The following is a 12,223-nucleotide window of genomic DNA, read 5'->3' as shown; positions in this document are numbered from 1 at the left end:
GATTTTAAAATCTGACTTTTTCATCCGGGACAGTATATATTCGATCCATACAGATATCCTTTTTAATATACTTCTAAAGTTATAGTCCAAACGCTTCCGGATTTCAGATCTTTATTCCCACGGAAGCATTGGTGTTTCTACTTTTTTATCCCGCAGCATCAGATCCATAACTGCTTCTGCTGCCGGTTTCTTTTCAAAAAGCACTTTATTCACTTCTGTAATAATCGGCATTTCTACCTCATATTTCTCAGAAAGCTCTCTTGCAGCTCTTGCAGAGTAAACGCCTTCCACAACCATCTGAACTTCGTCCATGGCCTGTTCCATTGTCTTTCCCTGTCCAATGAGATAGCCTGCTTTTCGGTTGCGGCTGTGTACACTCGCACAGGTAACGATCAGATCTCCGATTCCTGAAAGACCGTAGAATGTTTCCATCTGTGCTCCCATTTTCTTTCCAAGTCTTGCAATCTCTGTGATTCCTCTGGTGATCAGTGCCGCTTTTGTGTTGTCACCATACCCAAGTCCGTCTGCAGTACCCGCTGCCAGGGCAATCACATTCTTAAGTGCTCCGCCAAGTTCAACTCCAAGAATATCCGGTGTTGTATACACACGGAATACCGGACTCATGAAAATACCCTGAAGATACTCCGCAGTTTCTCTCGTATGTGCACTAACTACACAGGTGGTAGGAATACCCTTTCCGACTTCCTCAGCATGGCTGGGCCCGGAAAGTACTGTCACATCTCCCTGCGGGATTTCTTCTTCGATCACTTCACTAAGTGTTTTCAGTGTTTTTTCTTCGATACCCTTTGCAACATTGACGATTTTCTGTCCCTCCCGGACAAAAGGTGCCATTTTGTGTGCTGTGCTTCGGATATATGGAGAAGCTACAGCCAGCACTGCTGCATCTGCGTCCCGCAGTGCACGTTCCAGGTCTGTCAGGATCTCGATTGCATCAGGGAGCACCACACCTGGAAGCCTGCTGGAATTTTCTCTTTTTTCCCGGAGTTTCCGGGCATCTTCCGGCCTTGCTGACCAGAGAAGTACTTCATGGCCGTTATTATGCAGAAGGAGAGCCAGAGCCATCCCCCAGCTTCCTGAACCAAGTACGCTGATTTTTGCCATAAATCTTACCTCTTATTTTTATTCTTACCGCTCAGGAACACCTTGTTCTCCGTTCCGTGAATAAGCCTGCCGATATTTGCACGATGTCTGTAAAAAGCCATTCCTGTAAGAACCGCCATTACAGCATACAACTCGATCGTATGTGGCTGATCCATCCCGTATTTTCCCATCTGTCCAAAAACAAGAACCAGAATAAATGCTGCCGCATATGCGCTGAGTGAACACAAAGATACATAATGCGTTGTAAAAAACAGTGCAAAAAAGATCACTGCACACACAAGAAAGATCCGCCAGTCAAAGGCAATGATCATACCAACTGAAGCTGCGATTCCCTTGCCGCCGCGGAAATCCATGGAAATCGGGAAATTGTGTCCGAGGATACATCCCAGCGCCGCATACAATGTCAGAAGCGGAAGGATGCTGCTCATGGAATCGCCATAAATAATTCTTACAATCATGATCGCCAGCACACATTTCAGACAGTCTCCCAACAGGGTAAGTGCTCCCGCTTTTTTTCCGAAAGTACGAAACGCATTGGTAGTTCCTGCGTTTCCGCTGCCGTGTTCTCTGATATCTGTCTTGTGAACCTTTCCTATAATATAGCCTGTCTGAAAAAGTCCGCACACATAACCAATAACAAGACAAATAATACGTTCCATAGCTTATTCCTTTTCCCCGCGCTCGCGGATGATGAATTTCAGAGAAGTTCCTGCAAATCCGAAAGCATCCCTGATCTTGTTCTCCAGATATCTTACATAGGAGAAATGCATAAGTTCCTTGTCATTTACAAAGATAACAAATGTCGGCGGTTTTACTGCAACCTGAGTCATATAGAAGATCTTCAGTCTTCGTCCTCTGTCAGACGGCGGCTGCTGCAAAGCTACAGCCTCGGAAAGGATCTCGTTGAGAACACCTGTCTGAACACGAAGTGTCTGATTCTCAATGACCATATCAATATTTTCAAAAAGTTTCGGAAGTCTCTGGCCTGTTTTTGCAGAGATAAAAATAATCTGGGCATATGGCATAAAGGAAAGGATCTGACGGATCTTCTCTGTATGCTTGTAGATAGTCTTGTCGTTCTTCTCAATGGCATCCCATTTATTTACCGCTACAATGATACCCTTACCCCTGTCATGCGCGATACCTGCGATCTTGGCATCCTGCTCTGTAACTCCCTCAGAAGCATCGATCACAACAACTACCACATCTGCACGCTCCACTGCAGTTACTGTACGGATAACGCTGTAACGCTCAATCTCTTCTTTTACTTTGCCTTTACGGCGAAGTCCTGCTGTATCGATAAATACATAATCCTTATGGTTCCATGTAACCTTGGTATCAATGGCATCACGTGTGGTTCCTGCGATATTGGATACAATCACCCGCTCCTCACCAAGAAGTTTATTAATGAGGGAGGATTTACCCACATTAGGCTTACCTACAATGGCGATCTTCGGAATATCATCCTGATCTTCTTCCTCACTCTTATCCGGGAATTCTCTGATCACTTCATCCAGCATATCTCCAAGTCCCTGTCTGTTAGCTGCTGAAACCGGAATCGGCTCACCGATTCCAAGATTATAGAACTCATAGACATCCATCATATATTTCTGATGGCTGTCTACCTTATTAACCACAAGGCGTACCGGCTTTCCGCTGCGGCGGAGCATATCTGCTACTTTGGCATCGGAATCCACAAGCCCCTGACGCACATCTGTGATAAAAATGATCACATCTGCTGTATCAATGGCGATCTGTGCCTGCTCCCTCATCCTGGAAAGGATGATATCACTGCTGTCCGGCTCGATACCGCCTGTATCGATCAGGGTAAATGTTCTGTCAAGCCATGTGACATCTGCATAGATTCTGTCACGTGTTACTCCTGGTGTATCCTTTACTATGGAAATATTATCACCTGCCAGAGCGTTAAATAAAGTGGATTTACCTACATTAGGCCTTCCCACTATCGCTACTACTGGTTTGCTCATAAATCTGTCTCCTTCTTGTTTTTTTATGTTCCGGAGGATTGATCACAGCCTCTACCAGATCCTTTCCTCCTGTGTCTACAATTACAATTTCTGTTTCAAGTGCATCAGAAAGTTCTTCCAGCGTCATATCATCCAAAAATATCTCCTCATCACCTTTCAGCATACTGCATGGAATGAGAAGTTTCTCTCCGAGTTCGATCCCGGAAAGCTGTTCTTTAAGATCCTGTCCTGTGATCAGGCCGGATACTGTGATCTTCTCACCGAAAAAGCGATTCTCAATTGTTCTGACCTGAATCTGTACATCGGGAAATTTCTTCTGTATTTCTTTTATATAATGGCTGATAAACGGAGCTGCAAGTTTACCTGTAGCAACAGTTCCTGTCGCCTTACGGCCATCTCCTTTCAGATCCTCCAGGGTTTCTTTCACCTCTGTTTCCAGAAGTCTCAACATTCCCACACCATTCTCCAGCTGAAGATAGCCGTCATACTCTTCTTCCTCTGGAAGTTCTCTGCCTGCCAGGATATACCATTCATCAGAAGCATGGATAAAGTGTATCCCGTGCTTCTCCATCATGATCTTCTGCCAGCGGTGGATCTGCTCCAAAACCTCCTCTGCATCTTCTTTGTTAAAAGGCTCCAGCGGATACAAGCCTTTCCTGTATTTCGTAAGTCCTACTGGCACAACCGAAACACTTTGAAGGATCGGCGCATAAGCAGAAAGCTTCTCAAGGCTGTGATCCAGCTCATCTCCGTCATTTACTCCCTTACACAGTACGATCTGGCCATTCATGGTGATTCCTGCATTATACAGGGTATCTACCTTCTCCAAAGCCTTTCCCGCAAAACGGTTATGCAGCATTTTGCACCTGAGTTCCGGATTCATGGTCTGGAACGAAATATTGATCGGCTCCAGATGATACCGGATCACACGTTCGATATCCCTCTCACTCATATTGGTAAGTGTCACATAATTTCCCTGCAGAAAAGAAAGCCTGGAATCGTCATCTTTAAAATACAGCGTCTCCCGCATATCAGGCGGCATCTGATCAATAAAGCAAAATATGCACTTATTTGAACAGGAGCGGTAATCATCCATCAGTCCCCCGTTCTCAAATTCTATTCCAAGGTCTTCCTCATATTCCTTCTCTACTTCCAGCTCCCATTCCTCACCGTCAGGCTTCTCCACCAGAAGTACGACAAGCTCTTCATTCATAAGATACCGGTAATCAAAGACATCCTCCACAGGCTGTCCGTTGACAGATATCAGTCTGTCTCCCGGTTCCAGCCCCAGCTCCTCGGCAATACTGTCGGGCAGCACCCTGGAAATCATATGCTTTCTTAATTTCATCATTATCTCCCTTTTCTATCCCGTATATAATGCTACTGTTCGCAATGTAGCCAACAGCACGCGGAATATCACCTGAGGATAGCACCTATTATAATAACAACTTTGCAGCCAAAAAGCAACACTTTGAGAAAACACCTTGACTGACATGTGTATCTGATGTTATAAATAGACTGAGAATTTTTTTATGACATACACTTAGGAGGAATATTATGCCAAACATAGAATTGCTGGAGAAGTCTATGCCTGTTGCCCCGATCCGCATCGCCGCACTTGCCGGATGCCGCGAACTGGCCGAGGAGGTTGACAAAAAGCTGGTTAAATTCCGTAAAGAACTTGTAGCAGCCAAAAAGTCCGCAATCATCCCTCAGGGCTATGCAGAGAAATCTTTCCTTGTAGACTGCGAGTGTCCTCGTTTCGGAACCGGTGAAGGTAAAGGTTACATCAAGGAATCCGTCCGCGGAACAGATCTTTTTATTATGGTAGACGTAACTAACTACAGTCTTACTTACAGCGTATGCGGCCATGAGAACCACATGTCTCCGGACGATCACTATCAGGATCTGAAGAGAATCATTTCTGCCGCCACCGGTAAAGCACACCGTATCAACGTTATCATGCCATTCCTTTATGAAGGACGTCAGCACAGACGTACCAAGAGAGAGTCTCTTGACTGTGCACTTGCACTTCGTGAGTTAAGTGCAATGGGCGTTTCCAACATCATTACTTTCGATGCCCATGACCCACGTGTACAGAATTCCATTCCGTTAAAAGGCTTTGACAACTTTTTCCCGACTTATCAGTTCCTGAAGGCACTGGTTAAGAATGTTCCGGATTTCAAAGTTGACAATGACCATCTTATGATCATCAGCCCGGATGAAGGCGCCATGTCACGTGCTGTATATTTTTCCAATATTCTTGGAGTTGATATGGGTATGTTCTATAAACGCCGCGATTACTCCACTGTAGTCAACGGAAAGAATCCTATCGTAGCTCATGAATTCCTTGGCGACTCTGTAGAAGGCAAGGATGTTATCATCATCGACGATATGATCTCTTCCGGAGAGAGTATGCTGGATGTTGCCCGTCAGCTGAAAGAGCGTAAGGCAGGACGTGTATTTGTCTGCACCACTTACGGTCTGTTCACAGACGGCGTTTCCAAATTCGACGAATACTACGAAAAAGGCTGGCTTGACAGAGTTATCACAACCAACCTTAACTATCGTGTTCCTGATCTTCTTGACCGTCCATATTACATCGAAGCTAATATGAGCAAATATCTTGCAAGCATCATGGACATCATCAACCATGATGTATCTGTTGAGAAAGTTCGTTCCAGTAACGAGAAGATCATGGATCTCATGAAGAAAGTCAACGAAAAGTAATAAATGCTCCCAGGTTTCCACGCTTCCCGTGAGAAGCCCTGTGCGAATATAGAAAGAGCGGATTACAGCAGGTACAGATACCTGGCATGGATATCCGCTCTTCTTTTATACCTGCATCCAGAAGGATCCTGCGGTTGGCCTCCCACAGATTGAGCTGATATTTGCCATCTGGCTTCCCGTAAAAAAGGACATCCCAGTATTTTTCATCAAAAGCTTCTTTAAACTGTTCGATCACATCTTCACTGACTTCATAACACTCCTGACAGATAGACGGACCGATAGCTGCATAAAGCTGTGACGGGTCTGTTCCAAATTCTTCTGCCATTTTTTCCACAGTTACTTTACCAATTTTTCCAACAGTTCCTCTCCATCCTGAATGGGAAAGTCCAACAGCCTTATTCTCCGGATCTGAGAAGAACAGCGGCACACAGTCTGCATAAAAAGTTGCCAGTACCAGACCCGGTGTATTGGTGATCATTCCATCCACATCTGTATATGGTCTTGGTTTCGTAATACCATTCCCTCTGTCTTCTTCTGTTACTACACGTACATTAGTTGTATGTGTCTGATCCGACGTTACGATATCCTCCATGGAAAATCCCATCGCGCCGGAAAGCCTGCGATAATTTTCCCTTACTGCTTCTTCGTCATCGCCTCTTGTAAAACTCAAATTCATAGATTCATAAATACCTTTGCTGACGCCGCCAAGACGTGTGCTGAAACCATGCACCACTCCTGGAAGTGACTCAAAAGCCGGATATGTAAGCCAGGTAACTCCTTCTCTCTGATTTACGTTCATCAGCTGTCTGTTCTTATACCATTTAATCTCCATTCTGTATACCAACCCTTTCATTTGCAAGATGAGCATATCAGCGCCCATTCCTTACGAATCTGTATTATTACCTTTGCCTGTATTCAAACGCGTTTTTGATCCACCGGATCTCTTCTCCGTCAATCCCTACCACATCAAAACGGCAGGGAATGTCATCCTGAAATCCATTCCTGATAAGATAAAACAGCGCGACTTTGAGGATAGTCCGCTGTTTTTGTTTCCCCACTGCTGCAAAAGAACTTCCGCTTCTCCGGTTCTTCCGGTATTTCACTTCTATAAATACAAGATATCTTCCATCCCGAGCAATCAGATCGATCTCACCGTTCCTGCAGCGAAAATTTCTCTCCATGATCCGCAAGCCTTTCCTTTTCAGAAATTCCGCCGCTATTTCCTCATAATAAGCACCTTTCGCTCTTCTGTTTTCTGCCAGAAAAAAAATTCCTTTCTATTTTAATGTGGGTATCTTCTGTAATTCTGTTTTTATACAAAATGTGTAATAAAAGTTCTTCTGTGTATCGGACTTGGGCCATATTTCTTCAATGCCTCAATATGCGCCGCTGAACCATATCCTTTGTTAGATGCAAAACCATATTCAGGAATAACCTTATCATACTCTTCCATCATCCGGTCCCTGGTCACTTTTGCCACAATGCTTGCCGCTGCTATTGACACGCTTTTCGCATCGCCCTTAATGATCGGAACCTGCAGAATGGTAATTTCTGGTATGGTGACAGCATCGTTTAAAAGAAGCTGCGGCTGCACAGAAAGTTTGCTTACAGCCTGGCGCATAGCCTCATAAGTTGCCTGAAGGATGTTGATCTCATCAATCCTTTCCGGACTTGCCATTCCGATTCCAACAGAAACTGCCTCATCCAGAATCACATCGTAAAGCTCTTCTCTCTTTTTCGCAGTAAGCTTCTTGGAATCGTTAAGCCAGAGAATATCACAGTCCTTCGGCAAAATCACTGCACAGGCTACCACAGGTCCTGCAAGAGGACCTCTTCCTACCTCATCAATGCCACAGAGATAACCCAAATGCTCATATTTATGTTCATATTCCTTCATGATTTCTATGCGCCCGCGCTCTTTTTCCAAGGCATCAAGCTTTTTGCGGTATTGCTGGATCAGCTTCTGTACGCCGCTTCTCTCATCATTTTCATAATGCTGAAAAAGGGCGTTATATTCGCCCTCCTTCGCCGACGCAAAACGCGCCTTGATATCTTTCATTGTTTCCATTATGCTTCCTCCAGCTTTCCAGAAAACTCCAGCGTTACCCTGCCAAGTTTTCCGGACCGGAACTCTTCCAGTAAAAGACGGGAAGCTTTTTCATAATCAAGTTCTTCACCTTTCTTAAGACATCCTCTTGCTTTCGCTACAGCTGTGAGAATATCCAAAGGCTTCTGTTCTCCTTCCAGACCATATCGCTCTGAAAGAGATGACGGATAAAACTCCTGCAGATATCCGATTAGTCCAAGTGCAAGCTCCTCAATATTCAGGATATCGTCCTTGATGGAACCGATATACGCAAGACGCATACCAACTTCCTGATCCTCAAATTTCGGCCAAAGGATACCTGGTGTATCCAAAAGCTCCACGCTCTTGTTCAGACGGATCCACTGTTTTCCTTTTGTAACACCCGGCTTGTTTCCAGTCTTTGCACAGGCTTTTCCTGCAAATGTATTGATAAATGTTGATTTACCTACATTTGGGATTCCAGCTACCATGGCGCGTACCGGACGGTTCTTGATCCCACGTCTTCTGTCACGCTCGGTTTTCTCTTTGCAGGCCTCTGTAATAGCTGCAGAAACAGCTTTCATGGAACCTTTATTCCTGGAGTCTATGCTGACTGCATAAAATCCCTTTTCCTTAAAATATTCCATCCATGCGCGACTCTGCTTCTCATCAGCAAGATCAGCCTTGTTAAGAAGGATCATCCGCGCCTTGTTTTTTCCAAGTTCGTCAATGTCCGGATTACGGCTGGAAAGAGGAACCCTTGCATCTACAAGCTCAATGATCAAATCGATCAGCTTGATATCTTCCTGCATCTGACGTTTCGCTTTGGTCATATGTCCAGGATACCACTGTACGTTCATAATTCACCTCATTTATTTTATAAAACCAATTTTACTCTTCGGAGAAACTGTAAACCACAGTTTTCCTACAATATATTTCTTGCTTATGTTTCCAATATCACTGAAGCGGCTGTCCTCACTGTTGTTCCGGTTATCTCCCAGAACAAAATATTCCCCGCTCTCCAGTGTGATAGAGCTTTCTGCAAGCCCTGCATTGGTGATATCCGCATAAGCTCCGTCCTCATCATACACTTTTCCGTTGATGTACACCTGGCCATCTTTGATAAGGACAGTCTCCCCCGGAAGTCCGATCACTCTTCGAATGTGGAGTGCTGCATCATCGCTGGCACTTGTCTTAAACACGATCACATCACCGCGCTTCGGAGAACCAAATTTATAAATAGCCCTGTTTACAAAAAATTTCTCCCCTACGGAATAAGTGGGTTCCATGGCACTCTCCTGCAGCGTCACACTCTGAAATCCGGAAATTGCCACCAAAATCGCAAAAACGATGGTTACAGCAATCTCAAATATCCATTTGACAATCCCTCGTGTCCTGTCATCGCGAAGTTTCTCTCTTGCTTCAGACACAGTTATGTTTTCCTTCAGACTGTCAATTTTTATTTTTTCTTTTAATCTCATATTCAGTCCCCTGTACAGCATAAAAATATCGGATATGATTTTATGCCTGCTGATGTAAAAAGAGGGACAATAGCAAATGTTATTGTCCCCAACTCTTTACATATGAAATTATTTTACAAGCTCTTTAACCTTAGCTGCTTTACCTACACGATCTCTCAGGTAGTTCAGTTTAGCACGACGTACTTTACCACGACGGATAACCTCAACCTTAACTACGTGTGGGGAATGAAGCGGCCATGTCTTTTCAACACCAACACCGTTGGAGCTCTTTCTAACTGTGAAAGTCTCTCTTGTGCTTCCTCCCTGTCTCTTAAGTACTGTACCCTCGAAGATCTGAACACGCTCACGTGTTCCCTCTTTGATAAGTGCGTGTACTCTTACTGTGTCTCCTACGCGGAACTGCGGTACTTCAGCTTTCAGCTGAGCGGACTCAATGTTCTTAATAATTTCGTTCATGTCTTTCTCTCCTTAATTATACTGGATGTTCTTAATACCCATATGGTAACAGAGGACCATCTTTTTTCACAACATAAGTGATTATACACTAGAAAAGTTCTCAATGCAAGAACTTTTTTCCTGGATTTTCGAGGGGTTTTACCAGCAGAGTACCTCATGTCCTGTCTCTGTGACAAGTACCATGATCTCCCACTGTGCTGACGGAAGGCCATCTTCCGTACGTACAGTCCAGTCATCGATCTCGTCTGTATAGATCTCATCGGATCCCATATTAACCATCGGCTCGATTGTGAAGATCATTCCCGGAACCATAAGTACGCCGGTATCTTCTTTTGATGTATAGCTTACCCACGGATCTTCGTGGAATTCAAGGCCTACTCCGTGGCCACCTATTTCCCTGACTACAGTGTAGCCATTTTCAACTGCATGTTTGTGCACTGCACTTCCCATATTTCCGATCGGAGTCCATGGTTTTACCTGCTCAAGGCCAAGCTCTACGCATTCTTTTGTTACACGGACAAGCTTCTCCTTCTCAGGGCTTACTTTGCCAATGCAGAACATACGGGAGGAATCAGAAAAATATCCCTGATAAATCGTGGAAACATCTACATTGACAATATCTCCTTCTTTCAGAACGATCTCCTCATCCGGTATTCCGTGGCATACCACTTCATTGATAGAAGTACACACACTCTTTGGAAAACCTTCATAATTAAGTGGTGCCGGAATTCCTCCATGGCGTACCGTTTCCTCATGTACCCAGTCATCGATCTGCTGTGTGGTTACGCCTGGTCCGATATGCTCTGCAACATAATCAAGAACTGCAATATTAATCTTGCAGCTCTCTTTGATCTTCTCAATCTGTGCAGGTGTCTTAATCAGATCATGGTCAAGAACCGCATATCCCTTCTTTTTCATGAGCTCCATCTTTTCATCAAATGCTTCATGGCATTTTTTATATTTCTTTCCGCTTCCACACCAGCACGGATCATTTCTTTCAATCTTTTTAGCCATCTTTTTCTTCTCCTTTTCGCAGTTGTATCGCTGCTTTTTCTTTTGTTTTTTATATTGTCAGATATATGATATCTGCCGCAAATCGAATGTTTTCTCTGCCTGATTTATCATAGCACAACTTGCTTTAAGATAAAAGTATTCTTTGTGTTTTTGGCAATCCCAGTCATCGGAACAACGGAAGCTGCCTCTGCCGCTACTGTCAAAAAGCATTATTTGTGTAAAAACCGGGAAATAAAAAAATCGCGGATTCATCTTTTCTGATTATACAATGTATCTTTTAAAGATGAGCCTGCGATCTTTTTTGTTGTTTGATTATATCATTTCTGCGCTGCCGGCTGACGATTTCCGCCAGTTGCCATTGCCCGCATTCTTCCAAGTGCACTGGATACTGCCGGGACAGAAATCACCACAATGGTCAATATACCTTCCAGAAGAATATAACTGTAGTTATAGATGATCGGATACAATGCAGTCAGGGATTTCGGGAAATTATCCGGCATATAATCCATCCAGTAGAGATATCCACCTAGCGCGTGGAATGCACCTCTTGCCAGTATGGCTGTAATATAGGCTTTCAGAAGGCCATATTTTTTGGATTTCGTAAATAATCCGGAAAGTCCCATTGCTCCGAATGCAAAGATGTAATCACAGCATACCTGAAAAAATGAAAGCACATATGGCTCCTGCAGGAACTGGAAAATTCCATATACAAGGCCTGTAAGAATTCCAACCTTAACACCGTACCAGTAACCGATCAGAACAATAAACAGCATGCTGAACAAAGTTACAGATCCGCCAAATGGCAGTTTAAACAGCTTAATATAAGATGTTACATATGCCAGGGCAAGTGCTGCCGCGCAGGTAACAAGCTGCTGTGTGGTAAGTTTTAAAGTGGATGTTTTCTTCTGAAGTAATGCAGCTATAAGAACTACAAGTACCAGAACTGCTACGATAGATGCAGTGTAACCTGCCGTTGTGAGACCGCCGTCGGCAGTCACAAGAAAATCAAACATATTCTTTCTCTCCTCCTTACGTTGGGATTACCCAAATCAAGTTCAAAGGTCGAAGCTTGTGCTTCCTCTCAGCCTGTCCGGCTCCCTTGGTCTTACCTATTGTAGCACATGGGGAAGTGGGTGTAAATATGTATGATCATGAGGTTTTTGAGAAAAAATGAGTAATAAAAACAGGTAAATGAACCAATTTTAAATGGTTTACTTACCTGTTTTACTCTTTCCTTGTAGCTTGAAAACTACATACATGGTTTTGGTGATGATTGTTAATCGTATTTTGAATCAATTTTAACCTGCGTTTCTTGGTCAAGCCCTCACCCGATTAGTAACAGTCAGCTCCATGTGTTACCACACTTC

General features: G+C 44.0%; 13 protein-coding genes and 1 riboswitch. Of the genes, 1 reads left to right on the top strand and 12 read right to left on the bottom strand.

Annotation, left to right across the window (positions count from 1 at the left end; genetic code table 11):
* Positions 1 to 111: 111 nt before the first annotated feature.
* The 4 genes from HFM85_RS02855 to HFM85_RS02840 are packed head-to-tail and all read right to left on the bottom strand — an operon-like array spanning position 112 to position 4,458.
* The gene (locus HFM85_RS02855; RefSeq protein ID WP_173737124.1) at positions 112 to 1,122 is read right to left on the bottom strand and encodes an NAD(P)H-dependent glycerol-3-phosphate dehydrogenase; all 1,011 of its coding nucleotides are present in this window, start codon (positions 1,120 to 1,122) and stop codon (positions 112 to 114) included.
* Between the two features lie 5 nt (positions 1,123 to 1,127).
* The gene (plsY, locus tag HFM85_RS02850; RefSeq protein WP_173737125.1) at positions 1,128 to 1,781 is read right to left on the bottom strand and encodes a glycerol-3-phosphate 1-O-acyltransferase PlsY; all 654 of its coding nucleotides are present in this window, start codon (positions 1,779 to 1,781) and stop codon (positions 1,128 to 1,130) included.
* Positions 1,782 to 1,784: 3 nt separating this feature from the next.
* A complete protein-coding gene (der, locus tag HFM85_RS02845; RefSeq protein ID WP_173737126.1) occupies positions 1,785 to 3,110 on the bottom strand; it encodes a ribosome biogenesis GTPase Der in 1,326 nt (441 codons plus the stop codon).
* Positions 3,073 to 4,458: a DUF512 domain-containing protein gene (locus HFM85_RS02840; RefSeq protein WP_119240551.1), complete on the bottom strand. Its 1,386-nt coding sequence runs from the start codon at positions 4,456 to 4,458 to the stop codon at positions 3,073 to 3,075. Before HFM85_RS02840 ends, der begins: the two co-directional genes overlap by 38 nt.
* Positions 4,459 to 4,667: 209 nt before the next feature.
* Here HFM85_RS02840 and HFM85_RS02835 point away from each other — a divergent pair, with 209 nt between their 5' ends.
* Entirely contained in the window at positions 4,668 to 5,840 is a 1,173-nt protein-coding gene (locus HFM85_RS02835; protein WP_119240550.1) for a ribose-phosphate pyrophosphokinase, read from the top strand.
* On the opposite strand, the gene pgeF is transcribed toward HFM85_RS02835, so the two are convergent.
* From pgeF to HFM85_RS02795, 8 genes are all read right to left on the bottom strand, one after another.
* A complete protein-coding gene (gene pgeF / locus HFM85_RS02830; protein WP_173737127.1) occupies positions 5,827 to 6,672 on the bottom strand; it encodes a peptidoglycan editing factor PgeF in 846 nt (281 codons plus the stop codon). The genes HFM85_RS02835 and pgeF overlap by 14 nt on opposite strands.
* A gap of 67 nt (positions 6,673 to 6,739) precedes the next feature.
* Entirely contained in the window at positions 6,740 to 7,102 is a 363-nt protein-coding gene (locus HFM85_RS02825) for a YraN family protein (RefSeq protein ID WP_173737148.1), read from the bottom strand.
* A gap of 50 nt (positions 7,103 to 7,152) precedes the next feature.
* Entirely contained in the window at positions 7,153 to 7,908 is a 756-nt protein-coding gene (locus HFM85_RS02820; protein ID WP_173737128.1) for a ribonuclease HII, read from the bottom strand.
* A complete protein-coding gene (gene ylqF, locus HFM85_RS02815; protein WP_173737129.1) occupies positions 7,908 to 8,765 on the bottom strand; it encodes a ribosome biogenesis GTPase YlqF in 858 nt (285 codons plus the stop codon). The genes HFM85_RS02820 and ylqF overlap by 1 nt, the downstream gene beginning before the upstream one ends.
* 12 nt (positions 8,766 to 8,777) lie before the next feature.
* Positions 8,778 to 9,386, bottom strand: coding sequence for a signal peptidase I (lepB, locus tag HFM85_RS02810; protein ID WP_173737130.1), 609 nt, complete (start codon positions 9,384 to 9,386; stop codon positions 8,778 to 8,780).
* A gap of 108 nt (positions 9,387 to 9,494) precedes the next feature.
* Entirely contained in the window at positions 9,495 to 9,842 is a 348-nt protein-coding gene (gene rplS, locus HFM85_RS02805) for a 50S ribosomal protein L19 (protein ID WP_119240546.1), read from the bottom strand.
* Between the two features lie 138 nt (positions 9,843 to 9,980).
* Entirely contained in the window at positions 9,981 to 10,856 is an 876-nt protein-coding gene (locus HFM85_RS02800; RefSeq protein WP_173737131.1) for a methionyl aminopeptidase, read from the bottom strand.
* Positions 10,857 to 11,173: 317 nt separating this feature from the next.
* Positions 11,174 to 11,869, bottom strand: coding sequence for an energy-coupled thiamine transporter ThiT (locus HFM85_RS02795; protein ID WP_173737132.1), 696 nt, complete (start codon positions 11,867 to 11,869; stop codon positions 11,174 to 11,176).
* A riboswitch (TPP riboswitch) is annotated at positions 11,866 to 11,967 on the bottom strand. Its footprint overlaps the gene before it by 4 nt.
* Positions 11,968 to 12,223 lie beyond the last annotated feature (256 nt).

Origin of the sequence: Blautia schinkii, assembly GCF_013304825.1 — a bacterium.
Taxonomy (GTDB): Bacteria; Bacillota; Clostridia; order Lachnospirales; family Lachnospiraceae; genus Blautia_A; species Blautia_A schinkii_B.
This window is presented reverse-complemented; position numbering and strand designations above follow the sequence as displayed.